The sequence below is a fragment of the Candidatus Babeliales bacterium genome, from assembly GCA_019749895.1.
In the GTDB taxonomy this organism is placed as follows: Bacteria; Babelota; Babeliae; order Babelales; family RVW-14; genus AaIE-18.
The window spans coordinates 83,272-103,366 of sequence record JAIEPG010000003.1 but is presented as its reverse complement, the minus strand read 5'-3'; the positions used below and the strand labels follow the sequence as shown (position 1 = coordinate 103,366).

Sequence of the window (20,095 nt, the reverse complement as noted above, 5' to 3'; positions counted from 1 at the left end):
AAATAAAGGACGTACCATGAGATTTATGCATAAACGCACAACGCTTCTGGCTACCTGGCTGCTGATGCTTTGCAGCATAGCTAATCTTATGGCTCTCAACCAAGACCTGGTTCAAAAAAAGCCAAAACTAACGGTTATTATGGTAATTGACCAGTTTGCGCACCACTATATTCAAAAACTTAAACCCCACCTCAATCACGGTATTAAAATGCTTCTTGAGCAAGGCGTTTGTTACGAAAATGCCCACCACCCGCACGCCATTCCTGAAACCTGCCCAGGCCACAGCTCACTGAGCACCGGAACCGTACCAACCTACCACGGCGTTACTGGCAACCGCTGGTACAACAAAGACGGCAAGCCGGTAGAATTTATTGAAGATGAAGGCAGGGCTTGTAGTGCTGAAGTTTTTAGAGATAAAGAAACAACCTATGATAACCATAAACGCTCTTCAAGCCACCTTATGGTCGACGCCTTTGCCGATCAATTTGTTCTTTCGTCACCACAAGAAAACCGCAATATTGCTATCTCGCTTTCCATAAAATCAAAGGCTGCCATGGCTACTGCCAACCGCATGGGTAAAGCAATTTGGTTTGACGACAAAACCGGACGCTTTACTTCAAGCAAACATTATTACAGCAAACTGCCCGACTGGCTTGAAGAGTTTAACGAAAAACACGCACCAACCAAGCTTGAAAACGTGAGCTGGGAAACACTGTACCCACGCACCAGCACAGCCTATGATTTTCCGCACATTGATAACTATGATTATGCGGCGTTAAACTTTCCATTAATTTCAGAAAAGCCAATTCCTATTGATCGCACTAACGAATGTCCGTACGATCTTTACAATAAAACACCCCACTCAAACAAACTTCTCTTTGATTTAGCAAAGAAATGTATCGACAGCACCATTGCCCCCAACTCGCCCAACGATATGGTTATGTGGCTATGCTTAAGCAGCCTTGATTTACTTGGTCATTATTATGGCCCCGACAGCTTGGAAGCAATAGACATGATGTACCATTTAGACCAACAAATTAAAGAGTTTATGCTCTATGCACAATACAAAATGGGTAAATCAAACGTGCTCTTTGCACTCACCGGCGACCATGGTATTCAACCAATGCAAGAGCTTTCGTACAAAAAAGGCATTACGCAGGCCCAGCGCGTTATGGTTCAGCCCTTAATTGAAAAAATGAATGAATTTATTGAAGAAAAATATGATCTTGAAAACATCGTTCAAGCATTTGAGTCAACCTACTTTGTGCTCAATAAGCAACAAATGGCAACAAAAACTGCAGAAGAACAAGCAGCAATATTGACTGATCTTAAAGACATGTTACTTCAAGAAGCGGCAATCAAACGCGTGTGGACGCGCGATGAACTGCACAAAGCAACGTTTCGCACGCAAGATATTGAAAGCTACTACAAAAACCATTTGTACGACTCGCGCCTGGGCGACCTAATTATTATGCCACAGCCTTACTGCCTGATTACGCGCTATCCAAAGGGCTGCTCGCACAACACGCCGTACGACTACGACACACACGTACCACTTATCGTCTATCAGCACGGGCGCTTTGCGCCAAAAACAATCACGCAAAAAGTTTTAATACCACAACTGCCCACCACACTTTCATATCTTTTAGGCGTTGTGCAACCATCTGCCGGCACCTTTCCTGTGCTGCCAGGCATTTTTGACGAGGAAAACCATGATTAAAAAAATAGTAAAAAGCTTGGCGGCAATTTTTGTGATTAGCATACTGCTTGCATATGTTCGGCCCTTAACCCTTCGAGACGCCCTACGGGCTCCTCAGGGAGAACGGGAGGAAGTAAGCCCCGCTTATCCTGAGCTTGTCGAAGGACGAGTTCCTCAGGGAGAACGGGACTCTGAGCAGGCAGAGAGCGCGATTGAGCCCGAACATTCTGAGTTTATCGAAGAACAAGCAATCGGGAAAAACGGGTCTCGAAGCAAGAAAATCTTGAACAAAACTGGCCATATACTTTCACAAGAACCAAAGCATTCTACCTCCGTTCTCCCTGAGGAGCCCGTAGGGCGTCTCGAAGGGCGCACAGGCAAAAAACCAAAAATCGTCCTCGTTTTTGTAGTCGACCAATTTGCCCATCACTACCTGGCAATGCTCAGACCTTACTTGAACTTTGGTTTAAAAAAGCTTGTTGAAGACGGCATAAATTTTGAACGCGCCAACCACCCGCACGGTGCACCGGCAACCGCAACCGGCCATGCAACATTGAGCACCGGCACCTGCGCCAAAGACCATGGCTACATTTTAAATGCCTGGGCCGACAGCAACGGTAAAAAAGTACGCGCAACGCAAGACGATACACCAACAGCAGCGGTACTTGGCCGCAACGGACCTATGAAGTACGGCGCTTCGCCAAAGCTTTTAATGGTCGACACACTTTCAGACCAGCTGGTAGCGCAATCTACAGCAGAACACAAAAATACCGTTTTCTCCCTTTCGTTTAAAACACGCGCAGCAATTGCCATGGCAGGCAAGGGAGGCCGTGCTATTTGGTTTAACGACGATGAAAACATGTTTACCAGCAGCAAAGCATACTACCAAGAAATTCCAGAATGGGTACAAGATTTTAATAAACGCCATGACGTTTCAAAAATTAAAGAAATCGACTGGCAATTGTTCCATCCCGAACATCATGAAATCTACCAGCAGTTTGCCAACAAAGATTATCGCTTTGCCGGCACCACGCTCCGTTTGGCTGGCAACAAAACAGCATTAAATGTTGGACAACGCGAAAAAGCAGGCAAGTATGATGACCAGCAGTTGTATCAACGCACGCCCATGGCCAACGGCATGCTAGCAGATTTAACCAAAGAATGTATTGATAAGCATTTTGAAAAAGACGGCAGCGAAACACTTTTTGTATGGGTTGGTTTTTCCGCATTAGACAAAATTGGCCACGTGTTTGGGCCCAACAGCTTAGAAATGATCGACACGATTTGTCACTTGGATAAGCAAATTGAAGACTTAATGAACTATGCACAAAACAAAGCAGGCGCACACAATGCCCTTTTTGCTATTTCGGGCGACCATGGCGTTTCGCCAATTCCTGAGTTAATGCACGAACGGGGCTTTGGCTTTGTAAGCCGCTTGCTCAACAAAAACTTAACCAACGGCATGAACAACTTGATTGAAGAAAAGTATGGCATCAGCGGTATTGTAAAAACATTTAAAACGACCATGTTTTATCTCAACAAACAGGCACTGGCAACCGTTGATCAAGAAAAACAGAACGCAATTATTGAAGATTTAAGAAATTATTTACAAGCTCAACCGGGCATGTGTAAAGTTTTTACAACCAAAGAATTAGTTGAGTCAACCTTCGACTCCACTTCGTTTGAATATTTGTATCAAAACCAAACGTATGTAGGCCGCACCGGCGACTTGATTTGCATGCCAAACATGTACTCGTTCATTGCTAAACGCGCCAACGGCACCTCGCACAAAACACCGTACGACTACGACACGCACGTGCCACTCATTTTGTATCAAGCAGGTTCACTTGAAAAGAAACGCATTATTGAAAAAGTTTCTACAACACAACTAGCCCCAACACTGGCCAAAATTTTGCAGATTAATAAGCCTTCGGCAGCAGCACAGCAAGTACTGCCAGGTATTTTTGAAGAAAAAGAAAACTAATCCTCAACCATAACAGGAGTTTATGATGAAGTTTATAAAAAGTACGTTACTTTTTTTGATAGCACTTGGTGTGCATGACTCTTGCAGCGCGAGTGCGCGAATGAGTGCACCCAGAATGGGCCCACCAGAACAATACAGCAGACCACTGCCTCTACCACCACCTCCTCGCGCAATACCGACCCCACCGCCAGGGGGTCCTCCAGCATTTTCTCAACCCTCAGCAAGACCAGCTTCCGAACAAAGCTTTGCTCAGCAATTGCAAGCAGGTGCAAAGAACTTAAAACAAGTCCCTGTACAACAACCAGCTGGTCAGCCACACGGATTTTTAAGATATACCGACAGTCCTGTACCAGCAACGCCACCAGCCGGCAAACCAAAAGGATTTCTTGAATATTCGACTCCTAATCAACAAGGCGGCTTGTCTAAATTGGGTACACCTCAAGCTGCACCTGCCCACGCAACTCCAACATCACAGCCCGTTCAAGCAAAACAAAAAACAAGCATGTGGAGCACCACAAAAACGCAAGCAAAAAGCTTTGGGGCTTCACTAAAAAGAGCATTAGGGCTCGGTTCTAAAAAATCAGCAAAAAAAACTGATCAAGTTTCAACTACGCTGGTTGAGCAACAACTGTCGCCACGCTCTTACCAACTTAAAAATCTTAAAAATATGTCACCTGATTCCATTGCACAGCAACGCGCACTTACAACGCAACAAATCGTACAACATCCAGGTTCAGGCCGACCACTAGATCCATCAGGGCCTCAGCGCGATCCAAGTATCGTCCAAAAACCAGCAAGCCCACCAACACTCGAGCAACAAGTTGGTATATCAAAAACACGCCAAGGCAGCTTAGTTACAGACATACAAGCCATACAAGCACAACAACAAAAGCCCGGCCTCTCAGATGCAGAACAAGCAAATCTACAAAAGCAGCTTGAGCAAAAATCAGCGGCTTATGTGAAAGAGCATGTAAACATGCAAAATTTACAAAAAGCTCAACAAGCGGAAAGAATTAGCAAAGAAATAGGTGCATTTCCATTGCCACAACAAGAAATTAAGCGACTTGATGAATTTACCCAACGCCCAACAGGCGCACGCCCACCACAACAACAAGCAACTACGCAACTTCAGCCACCACGACCTGAATCAACACCAACTGTAGCGCCACCACCAGTGCCGCGAGATACACCAAGCAAGCAGCCAGAACCAGAAAAATTTATAGGACCATTACAACCAAAACCAACCTTAACAAGATTAAGCGACTTGCCAGCACCAGCACCACTTGGCCCTAAACCAGGCTCGGCAACCCAGCAACCACAGCAACCTGTTGCATCACCGTCAACACAAGCCGGATGGAGACAAGCAACGGTAAGTTCATCTGAGCAGCCAAGAACCGCTGTAATTGGTACTCAACGTTCAGCATCAGCAACAACAGAAGCACTACCACCTCCACCTCCTCCGCCCGCGCCAACACAACAAAAGCAGCCTGAGCAGCCTGCACAATTACTACAGCAAATTCGAGCTGGAGCTCAACTGAAAAAAGCCGAACCACAAACTGAGCCAGTGGCACGACCACAATCAGCGCCTCCTACACTAGACCCCGCATTGGTAGCAGGACTACAGGCTCGTAGAAAGAGCCAAAGATTGGATACCCAAGATACCCAGAAACTGGCCTCAGAGACTCAAGCTACTGCTCAACCGCAAGCAAAAGCTCAACCAACATCTACCACGCCACCAAGTACAGTAGCAAGCTCTGGCCAAGTACCACCACCACCTCCTCCACCATCAACAGTCATGCAGAGTCAAGCAAGATCACAACGACCAGTTAGTTTAGATGCCGGTTTGCAACAACAAATTCAAGCAGGTGGATTTCAATTGAGAAAAACTGAGCAAAAACCACGCCCAGTCTCAACACCACCAACAACAACGCCAAATTTTCAGAGCACACTTGAAGGAGCACTCGCAGGCAGGAGGCTCTTGCCAACAACTGGTACTACACCAAAACAACCAAAAACAGCAGAAGAAATAGCCGCAAAACAAGCCACAAAAAAAGAATGGAAACAAAACTAACCTAGCAAACCAAACAGAAAACTATCAGGGGATGCTTCTTGGCATCCCCTTTTTCATTAAAGACGTTTCCTCAAACCATTGAGTTTGTTTAATTCAAATTGCTACAATCAAAGTAATGAACTCTGAGCACCGTAAAAATATTTTTGAATAATTTTGAGGGAAAAAATTATGAAAATGATGCGTATGCTTGCACTCAGCACAACTCTTTTCTTATTCTGCGAAATAACTGTTCACGCAGCAATGAGCAGAGGCGCTCGACCACCACAAAGTTTTGAAATTTCAGCACCAACCGGTTTTCGTCCAGCTGAAAAATCAACAAGGGTTCAAAGTTGGGAGAGCGATGCAGCTAGAGCCCGCGAGGCCGGCAACCAAACAGCCGCCCAAAGATACCAGACTACAGCACAAAAAATGCACGCCCAAGATCAGTATCAAAAAGCACCTTCGCAAGATCCAGCTTTTCAGCAAAAACTAAAAACGTGGCAAACAACCCCACAAGCAGCTCCTGTCAATTATGGTGGGGCCACCACAACAGCACCACAGCAAACCACTGGAGCTTGGAATACTTTTAAACATGGTATCAGCACGATAGCTACAAAGATTGGACAATATTTTACACCAGCACCAAAACTTGCCACTCGCCCAACATCTCTTCAAACACCATCAGTTCTAACAACACAATCGGTTGCCCCATCGTCATTGCAACCTGTTATACCAGCATCACCAAGTGTGCCATCGTACGGCTATGCAAAACGTACTGAGCAAGAAAGGACTGATCTTGCGGCTGCAATGAAAGCAAAAGAACCAGTCAGAGAAGCCCAAGTGCGCGAAGGAATAATTCTGAGAAAACTGGGCGAGCTTGATGAACAATTAAAAAGACCAGACCTTGCTGAAACACAAAGACCAGCCTTGGCAGAACAAAAAGGGAGATTGGAAGAAAAGTTTATCGGAGTAGGACAAAAAATTGAAGAGCGAGAAACTGCACAACGTGAAGCGGCACGAAGAAAACAAGCAGAAAAATTCCAAAAAACCGAAGCACGCAGATTGGCTGGACGAGCTATGCAGCTAGCACCTGAACGTGTTGGCGAAAGCATAACAGAAAGCGTACAAACTGCAGGTAAATGGATCCAAGGTATAACATCGGGCCCTCAACCAAAAAAGCAACCTGTTCAACCGCAGGTTTCTGCTGAGGATACGCACATCGCTCAACTGGCTGAAGTTGGCATAAAATTGAAAAAACCTGGGCTTACCGACACAGAAAGAACACAACTAATGCAAGAATCCGAAAGGTTACAACAAAAAATTTTCGAGCCAGAAAAACAACAAACAACCCCTGCCCAACAATTTGGCTCAGCACCTCGCCCCACCACACTGCAGACAATGGGCCCAGCACCACAAACACCAGTAATGCCGGTTACTACATCACCACTTGCGTCAGAAACTAAGCAACAAAAAACTAGACTAGAACAAATTCAGCAAGCTGCAAAAACTGCAGGTAAAGCAACTATAAAAGGCCTTGAAATAGTGGGCGATATCTCACAAAAGCCGTATGAACTGCGCGATGCAGCATTGCAAAAAACATGGCAAGCCACCAAATATGTTGGCAGAAAAACGGTAAGCGGCGCGCAACAAGCGAGCGCGTGGGTTCAAGAGCGTGTCAGCCCAACGGTGCAACCACAACTCTCATCAACGTTACAAAAAATTGATACGTCAGTGAAACGCGCCCAAAATGAAAAGATCGAACTGGAAAGTCAATTGAAAAAAGAAACCGACCCAACCAAACAAACAGACCTCATAAATCAGTTGACCAGAAAAAAGAAAGAAATTAATGCGTTATCACAAAATTTTGAAGACCAAAAGGCTCTTGAAGCAACCAAAGGTACACCGCAGGAATCTCAAATAAGAAGCACCATAACTTTGAGAAAAATAGGCGAGCTTGAACAACAGCGTGAACAAGAAGGTGACCAGACAAGAAAAATGATAATTCAAGGAAGAATAGACAAATTGCAAGAAGAATCTTCTGCAACACAACCCACGCTAAAACAAACCGCACCTGCTATGCAAACACAACAACTACTACCTGCTCCTCCAACGCAATCAACAGGCGCACCAGCTCCAAAGCAATCTTCTCCACTTGCAGATCTTGCCCAAACACAGCCATTGCCAAAACTTACAGAAGGCCGGGCTGCAATACCAGCCGGCACGCGCAGACTGCCAACACCGCGAGCAAACATAGAAACTACAGGCGCAAATCCAGGTACAGCAGGGCCAAGACCAGAAGCTACCGCACCCGTTGAGCCAACAACAGAACGCCAAGGCACGGCAAAAGCACAAGCAGACATTGGTGCTTTCCAAACAAAACAGCCAATAACACCCCGCCAACCCACTGAGCTTGATACGGCGATACGCGAAGGCCTAGCACTTGTGGGAACCCGGTAAATTCAACCAATCTCAGCTCATCCTGCGCTCGACACTCAACCAACACAATAAAAATATTTCTTTTATGCAAAACTATTGAATTTTAATTGCAGCAATTGTTACAATCAATGTAGTGAATATTGATTATTACAAAAAAGGGTACTTTTTAAAGGTATTTTGAGAGGGAGAAGTTATGAAGAATATGCACAGATTTATGGTAGCTATCGTTGCTTGCTTATTTGCAAGCGTGGCGATACAAGCGGCTCATAGACAACCTTCAGGCGGCGGTTATGGAGCACCGCAACAACCCAGCTTTGCACCACAAAGACCAATGTCGGGCCAACATCCGCAACCAATGGCTCAAGCACTGCAGCAGGCAGCACAAGTAAGACAAATTGAGCAACCAAAACCAAGTGGATGGGAAAGATTCAAAACAGCCGTTACCAACCCAGGACAAACGGTAAAAAATATTTGGTATGGAAAAACAACCAAGCCCGTTGAATCTCTTGAAATTGCTCGACCAATCGCAGGAACTTCAGCAGGCGTACGCGCTAGCCAAACAGGCCTTGCCGCAACATACGTACAACCTAGCGATGCTACCAAAGCTCCTGGCCTTCGCGACAAGCTTTTAAGCCCATTCCAATCTGCAAGCCGCGGCATACAAAACGTTGGCTACAAAATTCAAGAACAACGAGCTGTAAGAGCATTACCAGAAGATCAAAGAAGAGCATATCAAACCATGAAAAAAGAAGGCGCAGGCTTTGCGCAAGAAACGGGAGCCCAAGACCCTAGGGCAGTGGCACAACAACAACGCGCTGCCTTTAGAGAAGGTAGAGTTGGAGAACTTGTTCAACAACGAGCTGGCCAGCAACAATTTGGTTACGCAGAACCAACTCGACCACAACCTCAACAAGCACCACAAGGCTTATTGCAACGAGCTAGAGAAAGCGTTCGAGAAGCTGCAGAAAACGTGGGTGTTGGAGCAGCTCAAAGAGTTGCGCCGACACAAACTCAACCAGCAACTCCGCCATTGCCTGCTGGTGTACAAACACAAACAAGAGAACAATACGAAGCACGCGTTGCTGCAGAAAACGCAGCATTTAGAGCTCGCCAAGCTGAACAGTCAGCGCCAACAGTTGGTGTAAGACCTGGCTATGAAACCAGACCGTTACCTTCACCAGCTCCACGAATATCAGAACCACTCGTAGGAGAAGAAGCGCTCAGACCGGCGTCTAGTAATTTCGGCCCTTCTGCAGGAACACCACCAGCTCGACCAGCAAGAACAATAACCGCACCTCAAGCGTTTGAAGATGCAGGTCAGCCAGTAAGTGGTCAACCAACAAGACCTTTGCCATTGAACCCACAACAAAGAGAAGTTGGTCAAACTTTTGGCGATCAATCATCGGGAGTGCCCCCAGCACTTCCTCCAAGACGTTCAGTAATAGTTAATCCTGATCTACCAAACCAATAAAAAACTTTAGAACCTAATACGACGGGGGATGCTAAAATGCATCCCCCGTTTTCTTTTTTTTAAACCGTTGCTTCCCACTCCCCAACCATGTTACAATTATTACAGATAGAAAAACAAAAAACATTAAAAATAAGTTAAAAAAAAGGTACCTTCATGGACATTGGCATGAAAATAAAACTGTTCCTGGCAACAGCGGCACTCACCGCTTCGTACGCCATTACCACCTTTAGCGCCGGGCCAGAAGAGCTACCGCAACAAAGCCTTTTTACCTACGCCGGCAAAGTAGCAAAAAAAACGGTCAAAGACGCTCTGTTTGTAGTCCGCGGTAACTACACACGCGGCAGCAATGAATCGATACGCCAGCAACGCCAACAAGCAAAGCTGGCCGCACTGTACCAAACAGCCCTTTCAAACCAAAACAATCAAAAGCTTGGCAGTAAGATTGCAAAACTTGAAACTAAAATAAAAACAAGTTATGGCAAAAACACCCTACAGGCTCTACAACAAAAATGTGGCATCCCTCTCAACGATTGATCAAAAGGAAAAAAATGGTACAGAGAAAATACCTTTTTTTATTCACACTCGTTGCGGTACTGGGTATTGCGTGGAAGCCTTTGCAAGCAGCAGCGCTTTTAAGAAATATGCTACAAAGATCTGGCGCCCAACAAAGATCTGCCATGCGCGCAAAAGAACAAAGCGCAGAAACTACCGAAGGTATTTCAGCATTCAAAAAACCAACAACAACACAAAAACCAAAAACAGCCGATGAAGAACTTGCCCAAAGATTAGGCGCACCGCATGGTGCACCAGGCCCTGGCACGCTATCGCAACCGTTTATGCCTACGCCACCGGGCCTTGGACACCCACCAACACCAACTACGGGTATTGGCCCTAAACCACCCGTTGCCAGCATTGGCACCCCGCCGCCAACAGCAACGGCACAACCACCTACCACAGCAAGAACTGGCATAGCTGGCAGAGCGCAAAGTATGTTTGAAGGTGTTCAAACGCGCCTTGAGGCAACACAAAAAACTATGCGTGATACTAAAGCTCTTAGCAGCACCGGCCCCTACCAACTCGGCACAAAAACTGCGCAAGATCTTGCCGCTGGCAAAACTACAAGTCCCTACGGCGCCAAACCAGGAACAAGTGTTTATGCTCCCGGAGCCTCAGGAAGCCCTTACCAGGGTGGCACCAGTGCCTACACTGGTACAAAACCTTCAACATATGTTGGAAAACCCACTAGTAGTGCTTACGCACCAGCCCCTTCCGCCGATGGTCACGTGCAACCGGTCATGAGAACGCGCGATATCAAGGCTCAAGCAGCAGCGCAAAAAGAACAGGAAGATCTAGCAAAAAGGCTTCAATCTTTTCAACAATCGCAAGCACCTGACGGCAGCAAAAAAGTGTCACAAGAACACGCCGCGAGAGCCAAAGCGATGGGCCTTTCGCTCAAAGACTACGAAACAGAACTTGCACAAGGAACACTTACCAAAGCACGCCGCCAAGAACTACGGGATGCAAAAGATGATAGCCGCGGCATGATCTACAATATGACTGTTGGCGCTTTTAAACGCGACGTTCGCCAGATGAAAGGCACGCTCCAAAATCCGCTAGAAACAGCAAAATCAGAATGGAAACAGTCATTAGAACAATTAAAAAAAACACCCGCGCAACACTGGAAAGAAAGCATGCAACAATTTCGCGCAGACAAAGCAACACTGCGCACCGACGTTACCAGTTTTGTTGAAACATTTAAGCAATCGGGTTTTGCCAAATCACTCTTGAACGCAAAAGATCAGGCTGATATCAAAGCCAAAGAACTTGAACTGAAAGCGCGCTACTACAAACAACCTGATGGTCCTGCAAAAGTTAAAGCAGAACTTGATGTTTACAAGCAACAAGTAGCAGACAAGCGCGCTGTGCTAACTACTGAAAACAAATCGATTGTTCAAAAGCGTCAAGAAGTAAAGCAGGACCTTACCAATCAAGCGCAAGCTCATTATAACGAAGTTGCCAACCGCGTTGCCAAAACACAAGAATATTTAGTCGCACTAGGCAAGCCACAAGCAGGAGAGCCATTTTTTAGAACACAACAACGCAAAACACTAGAAAAAGAACTCGCCGCCGATCAAAAACTACTTCCCACACTGCATCCACAATCGCCGCTAGTAACAGCACAGATAGCAAAACACGAAGAAGCTGTTATGAAGAATTTTAGCAAACAATTACAAAGTGGCCGTCCCGACGTGCTACAAACAAGCAAAGAGATAAAACAACTTCTTGCAGAACAAGCTACTGCAACACCAGAAAGAAAAACAGCAATTCAACAGCAACTGCAGGCAAAAATAAAAACTTTTGAAGATTTAACCAACCCACAAGTACCCATACCAACACTGGTCCCACCGGCAAAACCAGCAGCACTCCCTACTCCCGTTCGTCCTGAGCCTGTCGAAGGACCAACACCGGTAAAATTTGACTCATCAAACCCATTGGGGCACTTGTCTGACCCTGAGCAACGAAAGTTCGGTCCAACTGCGTCAGTAAAACCAACACCGCCACCGCTACCCACGCCACCAACGGCAGGTGTTGCAACCTACCCAACCAGTGCACTTACGCTAGGCACTCCTGGCACCGTTACAGGAAGGATGCAAACACCAACCGGACAATATATTGAGGTCACCAGACGCGAAACACCTCGCGTTGGCCGACCACTGACACCTGAAGAGATCACACAAAAAGCACAAGAGATTAACGCTTTGCAAGCTGAAGTACGCGCCCTCAACGCCAGGGCACGCCAAGCAAAAGGGCAAGAAGCACTCGATTTGGTAGAACAAGCTAGACAAAAAAACGCTCAATCAAGAAAGTTAATTAGTGAACTGCCGTCAACGCCGGCACAAACGGAAAGATAATAAAATGAACAAATTATTGCGTAGCAATTTTTTGGTACTGATGAGTGTGCTTATTGTTAGCACAACAACAATGAGTGCAGCAGGCAGAAGCAGAGGCCAAACAGAATTAAGAAACTTAGGAATCTGGGAACTGCCACAAAAACCCAAACAATTACCAGAACAAAAACAACAACCACTGCTTGCACCAACGCGCCAACCACAACCAACACAGCACATAACACCGCAACACACCAGCACACCAGCACAACCAGTTGCTACCGGCACAGCAACACAGACAGTTCGACCCCGCTACACATCTGCCACCACACATACCGAACCAATCACACTCAAAAATATAACGCCGCCAAAATTTAGTTTTTTTAGCCCTATTAAATCTCGTCGTGCCATGCACTATTACAAAGCTGCCACCGCACCGGGAGGCTACCTAGAAAAAGCCCACAATTTTGATTACGCTCAACAGCCAGGCGGCAAATATTCTTTTAAACAAACACAAAATCAATTAAGACGCGCTCAAGAAAGATTTGATGCGGAAAAAACAGGCGATAAAAAATTGGTAGAAAAAGTGTTAGCGCGACACAAAATTGAAATAGAAGCCGAAGCTGCGGCCAAAGCAGCTAAAGCGGCAGCAAAACCGCCCGTCATAGAACCACAACCTACACACACACAACAAACACCGCAAACGGTTCAGCAACCAGCACAAACACCGCAACCAGTAACAACACTCACCATCGCACCACCACCAGCAACCAACCGCCGAGCCATGAAATATTATGAAGAAGCAACAGGACCTGATGGTTATTTAAACGACCGCGATTTGGCTGGAAAAGTTATGATGCTCAAAATGGCTGCGCAACATGAAAAAGATGGCAATTTTGAAACTGCACAACAATTTCGTACGTGGGCCGAACCAACCGTACGACGCGCTCAAGAACGGTTTGACGCTGAAATGACCGGCGACAAAAAAGTAGTTGCGGCAACACTGGCACGACACAAAGCAGAACAGGAAGCTCAAGCACTCAAAGAAATGGCGGCATCAACAACAAAACAAACACCACAAACTCCTGCTACCACCACCCAAACAGCGCCCGTTCGTCCTGAGCGTGTCGAAGCACCAGCACCGGTTCTAGCACCAATACCTCCGGCACCACTCGTACAACAACCTGTTGTACCACCAACACCCGCTCGTCCTGAGCGGGTCGAAAGGCCCGCCACAACACAAAGCCTGCCAAGTATTCAGCAATCTGGCCCAAAACGCAGCCAGGTTACTAGCGCAGTTTATGAATAAGAATGGGCAGCTCACCAAAAATTAGCTCCATTATTGCTTTGTTAAAAGCGTTTGTGCTATTTTTGAATAAAGGGAAATTTGTTTTTTTTGGGGAGATAAAAAATGAAGAAATTATCACAAATTACACGCTTAGTGCTTGCCAGCTTGGTGCTTGCTAGCGCAGCGATTTCGCTTGATGCAAAATTTCCACCGCCACCAATGCCAAGAATGATGCCAGTACAACCTGAAATGGGACCACCTGCACTTGCTCCAAGAAGAGTTCCACCAGCGCCACCACTACAAACAACGCAATCGGAACAAACAATGGTAACTCAACCTCGACCAATGGTTCCCCCACCAAGCTTATCAACACCGGAGTTTAAACGCTTTGAGCAACCAGGTCAGCTAGCACCAACTCCTCGACCAGGTGCTCAACCAAAAACACAACCAGAAGGTAGTTATGCCCCGGCCCCAACGCTACAAACTCCAGGATACGCACCACGCACGCAGCCAAGACAACAAGTAGCTACTTATGCGCCAACTCCCACAACGTACCAAGCACTGCCAAAACCAAGCCTAAAAGACCCAAAATCATTTAGTTTCTTACAAAAAATATTCAGTCCAATACAATATCGTCAGGCAAAAAAAGACTATGCAACCTATAATCACTATAAAAACCTAGAAAAACTTGAGCAAGCAAAAACGGGCGCTCAAACATTACTAAACCAAGCAAACAAAACAAGCGATCAACAACAAATCAGCATAGCCAAAAGCTCTGCTGAAAGAAAAATACGACACAGCGAAGAAATGGCTGCAGCGCAAAAAACAGGCGACCAATACATCATTAGTGAAGTTACAAGAAGACACGAAAATGAAAACAAAGCCGCTATTAGCGCTGTCAACCGAGATATAGCAATAGGAACACGCACACCAGCAGAAACGGTACCATACACCGGCCCTAGAGCCGATCTTCAAGGCAAGCAAGTTCCTCTTGGCGTTCCTCAAGAACACTTGCAAGATGAATATGCACAAAAACGAAAAGAGTGGGATGCTTCTGCGGCTGCAAAACCTGCACAACCCACCCCAGCAGCGGCACCGCAACTTGCACCACCACCAAGTTTGCCAACCTTCTTACCACAGCAACCATCTAGTTTGCCACAATAAAATTCAACAAAAATATCCAAAGAGCCGGGCGTTAACAACCAAACGCCCGGCTCTTTTATTTTCAAATAATCAAAATCATTGAATTATCATACCCATTTCTGATATTTTTAAGTAAAGAAAACAATTCCTCAATTTAAGGAGATGAGTGATGAAGATTCATTTGAATATAAAAAGTGTTATGAGATTACTTGCAATAAGCTTGGTCATCTTGTTTGTAGTAAGTGAACGGACGGCAACAGCTGCAACTGCGCGGCCGCAGCATATGATGCTTGGAGGCCAACGGATAGGATTAATACCACAAACGCAACCAGCAAGCCTCCCTGCAACAGCACCAAAACCAAGCAGGCCCTTACCACCACCAAAAACTCCAGGTTCACCCGCCGCATTGGCAGCAGAAGAAAGCCTTAGAAGAACATTACCAAGCACGGCGCCAACTTCTTCTCCATCGCAAACCATAAGCTCATCACCAGCGGCTAGGCTTGCCGCAACTACAGCAAGCTCATCAGGGGGGGGCCGGGGCAGCATAATAAGCACTATGCCAACTATTTCGTCATCAACAAGCACATCACATGATCCAGCAACAAGTCGCTTATCAACTAGCTCTGTCAGCTCCGTTTCAAGCTCCGTGACCAGACCTCCTTCGTACACAACAACCAGGCCTACTTCAAGCATAAGCAGTGCTCCTTCAGTCAGCAGCACGTCAGTCAGCACACCAGGAAAACGGCCACGGCCAACAGGAGGAGTTCTTAGTCCTGAAGCGCAAGCTCGACTAAATGCTAATCTTGCAAAATTTGAAAAAGAAAACCCAAAACCAAGCACCGCACCATCGAAACGTACAAGTACTTACGCAGCAGCCACACCAAGGCCTTCTTTGCCTCCACGACCTGCAAGCATGTTGTCACACTCAGCACCATCAACTGCTGCCCCACATTTAGTGCCAAAACCAACGTCAACCGCTCCACTCAAACCACTTGGGCCACTGCCACCAAAACTAGCAGCCAAACCAACTGGCACATCAAAACCAGACACCGATAAAACTGACAGTGAAAAAACTAAAAAAAGCAAGAAACTCTGGCGGCCTGGGACTTTTGCCACCAGCGGCCTTGGTATGTTGGGTATTGCTATGATGGGCTTACTGCCTATGTTAATGGACCCTGGCATGGCCGGCATGATGCAGTCGATGATGATGATGAGCATGGGCCAAGGTGGTGGACAATTGAGCACAGGCGGCGTTACGCCAGCAGACATGCAAGCTCTTTTGCAAGATAAGCTTGCTGGCATGGTGCAACAAATACCTGGGTTAAGCAACATAGCTTCCGTGCTGCAAGATATTAGAGGCGGAGCTTCGTTGCCAAGTGCCTTGATACAGCAATTGCCACCAGAAGCTCAAGAAAAAGCCAGAGCAGCTCAAGAAATTTTAAATATATTGCAAGGCAAAGATTCCGTATTGCAAGACAAAGCTGCTGAAATGTTACAAAAAATACAAGGCAAGATTAACGCTGTGGTAGAACAAGCAGTTGGCAATGTACAAGAAAAGATTGATACCACCATACAAAAAGCAACCACGTCACTTGATACAGTTATTACCAAGCCAGAAGCAATGCTTGCTGCAGTAGCCGATAAAGTACGCGAAGTTTCTAACAAAGCAGAAGCAGCTCTTGAACAAGGTACCATGGTAGTTGCAACTGAAGTTGATCGTGTTGCACAAGCGGTAATAAGCGCACAACAAGCGCTCCAAGCAGGCATGCAAACCTACGCCGAAGCACAACAAAATGTAGCCAAGGCATTGAACGATGTTATTACAGCACCAAGCAATGTTGTTAAAAAGATCGCCTCACAAAACGACGTAAAAGTACACGTTGCTAATATTCTTGGCGTTATTGCTGACATGTCTGCTCAACTTGAAGCCGCACAAAACTTAGAAAAACAACGCCTTAAAGATATTAGAGATCAGTTGAATCAAACTAAAGAATTATCACAAAAAGCACTTGCTGATACAGCAACCGCCGCAGTTAATACGGCAAAAACTATAGCAGCAGAACAATTCCTTGAACAAATGAAAAAACAAGAAGTTGTTGTACAAAGAACTGCCGAAACCATTAAAAAGATGCAAGAAACAGTAGGCAGCAACATTAGCAAAACAATTGCAAGCGTACAAGAACAAGTTAATACCAACATTGAACAAGCAACAACACAACTCGAGGCTCTTGCTGCTCAACCAGAACAGGTACTCGTTTCACTGGTCAGCACGGTTAACGACCTTGCTCAAGATGCACAACAAAAAGTAGCGCAAGGAATTCAACAAACCGTCAGCATTAATCAAACAATTGCCGCAATGCAAAACGCGGTAGCTGCCGGCACTAAAACGGCCCTTGGTGCGCAGCAAGAAGTTGCCGAAACTATTGCAAAAGCAATTACCGCACCTGCTAATACCCTTGCTAAAATTCGCAAAGACAAAACAGTGCGTCAATACGTCGACAACTTGCTTGGTGTTGTTGAAACACTGTCAACACAGTTACAAGAAGCACAAGCAGTAGCTAGCAAACAGATTGAAGCAACCAAAAAAGAATTTCAAGATACTGAAGATATGCTCCAAGACGCTATCAAAGAAACTGCCGCGTCAGCAGCAAACGTTGTAAGCGCTGTAGTGGCTTCGGTCGCTATGCCCTTTATTGCGCAAGCAATTGAAGATAAACAACAACAAGAAGCTGCTACGCAAGCTGCTGATCAAGCAAAAAAACTGACAGAACAACAACAGCAGGAATTTGAACAGCAGCAAAGACAGCAAGCAACAGTTGAACAACAACAAGCATATTACCAAGAACCTATTCAACAACAGGAACCCGAACAAGCACCAGTTCAGCAATCTGCTGGCTTACAACCTAACGAACGCGCAAACCTTGATAATATTTCACCAGAATCAGTTGCCGACATTAGAGCAAGACTAGCCGAGTGGAGCGCACAGCAACGTATTGCTTCTGACAATGCACAACAAGAATTACAACAGCCTTACGAGCAACAACAACAACAATATTTTTATGATCCTGTTTACCCACAACAATAATCATACTATTGCAATAAACTCACCAAGAGGCGGCCGCTCGGTCGCCTCTTTTTTTTGCACACGCAAAGCAAAGTTTTCCAATTCAAAAAAAATATGGTAAGAAAGAAGCCATGTAAAATCGTTGCATAGTTCTCGCAATAAAAAAAGGATCATAATGAAGGCACTGCTCAAACGCACCATTTCGACTTGGCACATGGGCGAGTCGGTCAAAGACATTGTGTGCTACTGGCTTCCCGAACTTATTTCAGCAATGATCCTGATCACGTTACCGCCAATTGTAGATTCTTACATCATTGCCAACTCACAAACGGCCACGGCCTACGGCGCTTTGGCAATGGCCACCAATTTTATGCACACACTTATTAAATTTGCCGAAGCATTGCCAGTGGCGGCTATTGCTATTATTGGTCGCTTTAACGGCGCGGGTAACTATGAACGCTGCGGTGAAGAACTGAGCAATACCTTTTGGACCACCCTGCTGCTGGGTTTTACACAATTAGCTATTATTTCTGTCAGTGCTACCGCCATTTATCAGTGGCTTGGTGTACCGCCCGAAATGGCAGCCATTGGCGCACCATTTTTACGCTTAAAATCATTTGGCGTGCTACTCATTTTTGTCTCGCTGAGTTTTATTGGTTTTATGCGCGGCATCAAAAATACACGTATTCCCATGCTGCTTAATCTTTTGGGCATCTCAACATTTATATTTTTTGATTACGCACTTGTGCTGGGCAAATATGGTTTTCCCCGCATGGATTTAAACGGCTCGGCCATTGCTACTATTTTGCAGTACGGCGTTATGAACATTGCTGCCATTGCGTATATTTTGCTCAATCCCGACTATAAAAAATATTTTAAAGCAACCTTCTTTTCAATCTTCGACTTTAAGCGTGCCTGGCATTTACTCAACTTGAGTTGGCCAATAATGCTGGACAAAACGTCATTTGCACTTGCGTATGTTTGGCTTTCAAAGCTCTTGGCCGACATGGGAACCTACGCTATCACAACCTACGACGTAGTCAAAAATATTGAGCGTTTTGCCTTTGTACCGGCCATGGCCTTTGCACAAGTAGTTACTTTTTTGGTCAGCAATCGGCTTGGCGCACAAGACCCGAAGGGCGCTTCGTCAACCATTAAAAAGGTGCTCATGCTCACCTTTACCGCCGTTGGCGCCTGCTTACTCTTTGCCTGCTTTAACGCAGAGCTGCTCATTGGCCTTTTTGACCCCAAAAAGCACTATACTGCTTTGGGCGCAGCCGTGTTGCCAGCCATCAGCTTTTTGGTCTTTTTTGACTGCCTGCAAGTTATTTTGGCTGGGGCCTTGCGAGGCGCTGGCGACGTAAAAAGCGTGATGTGGGGCCGCGCATTGTCGTGCCTGTTCTTCTTTTTACCGGTTTCATACTTTCTAAGCACGCTCACTATTGAGAGCCATGCACTGCGCTTTATCCTCATTTACGGCTGCCATTACCTAAACGCTGGGGTTATGGGCGCTATCTTTTTCTTCAGAATTATGAGCCACAAGTGGCAAAAAAAGGAAATTTAGCGTAGACTGGTGAAAGCTTTTTAGGACGTATCAGCTACCCCTCGCCCTTTTACCCTTCGACAAGCTCAGGGCGAACGGGACTCGGGATGCTCCAGACCAACACATAGTAGCTTATCTATTTTCGTAGCCCGCTCACCCTGAGCTTGTCGAAGGGTAAAAGGGCGAAGAAAGTCAAAGCATCTGAGAAAACAAGCTTTTAAACTTAGGACGACATGACTACTTTTAATCGAGAAGAACTTTTAAAACTGGCACAGCTTTCTTCATTGCATCTTGAAGAAAATGAAATTGATACCTACGTTGAACGACTTTCTGCAATTTTGGCGTACGTAAAACAACTCCAAGAAGTTAGTAAAACCAGCGAAGCCGAACAGGTTCGCAACGTAAATGTTTTTCGTGAAGATGCCGTTGTTGTATGCGACCGCGCTGAAGAAATGCTTGCTCAAGCACCAGAACGCGAAGACCATTACTTTGTTGTTCCAAAAATTCTCGATTAATGCCTGCGCATAAA

The 20,095-nt window shown here is 45.8% G+C and carries 12 protein-coding genes; all 12 read left to right on the top strand.

What is annotated here, in order from left to right; all coding sequences use genetic code 11:
- The first annotated feature begins 16 nt into the window (after positions 1–16).
- The 12 genes from K2W90_03190 (at position 17) to gatC (ending at position 20,081) form a co-directional block, all read left to right on the top strand.
- Positions 17–1,720 (top strand): alkaline phosphatase family protein, encoded by a 1,704-nt coding sequence (locus tag K2W90_03190; GenBank protein MBY0353344.1) that lies wholly within the window; start codon positions 17–19, stop codon positions 1,718–1,720.
- Positions 1,713–3,683 carry an alkaline phosphatase family protein gene (locus K2W90_03185; GenBank protein MBY0353343.1) on the top strand — a complete coding sequence of 657 codons (1,971 nt, stop codon included), beginning with the start codon at positions 1,713–1,715 and terminating at the stop codon, positions 3,681–3,683. The genes K2W90_03190 and K2W90_03185 overlap by 8 nt, the downstream gene beginning before the upstream one ends.
- Before the next feature lie 25 nt (positions 3,684–3,708).
- Positions 3,709–5,754, top strand: a complete 2,046-nt coding sequence (locus tag K2W90_03180; protein MBY0353342.1) for a hypothetical protein — start codon at positions 3,709–3,711, stop codon at positions 5,752–5,754.
- Positions 5,755–5,922: 168 nt separating this feature from the next.
- Positions 5,923–8,190, top strand: coding sequence for a hypothetical protein (locus K2W90_03175; protein MBY0353341.1), 2,268 nt, complete (start codon positions 5,923–5,925; stop codon positions 8,188–8,190).
- A gap of 172 nt (positions 8,191–8,362) precedes the next feature.
- Positions 8,363–9,640: a hypothetical protein gene (locus tag K2W90_03170; GenBank protein ID MBY0353340.1), complete on the top strand. Its 1,278-nt coding sequence runs from the start codon at positions 8,363–8,365 to the stop codon at positions 9,638–9,640.
- A 153-nt stretch (positions 9,641–9,793) separates the two neighbouring features.
- Complete coding sequence (locus K2W90_03165) at positions 9,794–10,174, top strand: hypothetical protein (protein MBY0353339.1); 381 nt, start codon at positions 9,794–9,796, stop codon at positions 10,172–10,174.
- A gap of 14 nt (positions 10,175–10,188) precedes the next feature.
- Positions 10,189–12,552, top strand: a complete 2,364-nt coding sequence (locus tag K2W90_03160; protein ID MBY0353338.1) for a hypothetical protein — start codon at positions 10,189–10,191, stop codon at positions 12,550–12,552.
- A 4-nt stretch (positions 12,553–12,556) separates the two neighbouring features.
- Positions 12,557–13,837, top strand: coding sequence for a hypothetical protein (locus K2W90_03155; GenBank protein MBY0353337.1), 1,281 nt, complete (start codon positions 12,557–12,559; stop codon positions 13,835–13,837).
- Positions 13,838–13,939: 102 nt separating this feature from the next.
- Entirely contained in the window at positions 13,940–14,980 is a 1,041-nt protein-coding gene (locus K2W90_03150) for a hypothetical protein (protein MBY0353336.1), read from the top strand.
- A gap of 148 nt (positions 14,981–15,128) precedes the next feature.
- Positions 15,129–18,044 (top strand): hypothetical protein, encoded by a 2,916-nt coding sequence (locus tag K2W90_03145; protein MBY0353335.1) that lies wholly within the window; start codon positions 15,129–15,131, stop codon positions 18,042–18,044.
- A 154-nt stretch (positions 18,045–18,198) separates the two neighbouring features.
- Positions 18,199–19,587, top strand: coding sequence for an MATE family efflux transporter (locus K2W90_03140; GenBank protein MBY0353334.1), 1,389 nt, complete (start codon positions 18,199–18,201; stop codon positions 19,585–19,587).
- A gap of 212 nt (positions 19,588–19,799) precedes the next feature.
- On the top strand, positions 19,800–20,081 hold the full coding sequence (gene gatC, locus K2W90_03135) for an Asp-tRNA(Asn)/Glu-tRNA(Gln) amidotransferase subunit GatC (GenBank protein ID MBY0353333.1): 282 nt from the start codon (positions 19,800–19,802) through the stop codon (positions 20,079–20,081).
- Positions 20,082–20,095: the final 14 nt, after the last annotated feature.

Excerpts from the sequence above, each read along its gene's own strand:
- K2W90_03175 (MBY0353341.1), top strand. The coding sequence starts at position 5,923 with ATGAAAATGATGCGTATGCTTGCACTCAGCACAACTCTTTTCTTATTC.
- K2W90_03180 (MBY0353342.1), top strand. The coding sequence starts at position 3,709 with ATGAAGTTTATAAAAAGTACGTTACTTTTTTTGATAGCACTTGGTGTG.
- K2W90_03185 (MBY0353343.1), top strand. The coding sequence starts at position 1,713 with ATGATTAAAAAAATAGTAAAAAGCTTGGCGGCAATTTTTGTGATTAGC.
- K2W90_03160 (MBY0353338.1), top strand. The coding sequence starts at position 10,189 with ATGGTACAGAGAAAATACCTTTTTTTATTCACACTCGTTGCGGTACTG.
- K2W90_03145 (MBY0353335.1), top strand. The coding sequence starts at position 15,129 with ATGAAGATTCATTTGAATATAAAAAGTGTTATGAGATTACTTGCAATA.
- gatC (MBY0353333.1), top strand. The coding sequence starts at position 19,800 with ATGACTACTTTTAATCGAGAAGAACTTTTAAAACTGGCACAGCTTTCT.
- K2W90_03165 (MBY0353339.1), top strand. The coding sequence starts at position 9,794 with ATGGACATTGGCATGAAAATAAAACTGTTCCTGGCAACAGCGGCACTC.
- K2W90_03170 (MBY0353340.1), top strand. The coding sequence starts at position 8,363 with ATGAAGAATATGCACAGATTTATGGTAGCTATCGTTGCTTGCTTATTT.
- K2W90_03155 (MBY0353337.1), top strand. The coding sequence starts at position 12,557 with ATGAACAAATTATTGCGTAGCAATTTTTTGGTACTGATGAGTGTGCTT.
- K2W90_03150 (MBY0353336.1), top strand. The coding sequence starts at position 13,940 with ATGAAGAAATTATCACAAATTACACGCTTAGTGCTTGCCAGCTTGGTG.
- K2W90_03140 (MBY0353334.1), top strand. The coding sequence starts at position 18,199 with ATGAAGGCACTGCTCAAACGCACCATTTCGACTTGGCACATGGGCGAG.
- K2W90_03190 (MBY0353344.1), top strand. The coding sequence starts at position 17 with ATGAGATTTATGCATAAACGCACAACGCTTCTGGCTACCTGGCTGCTG.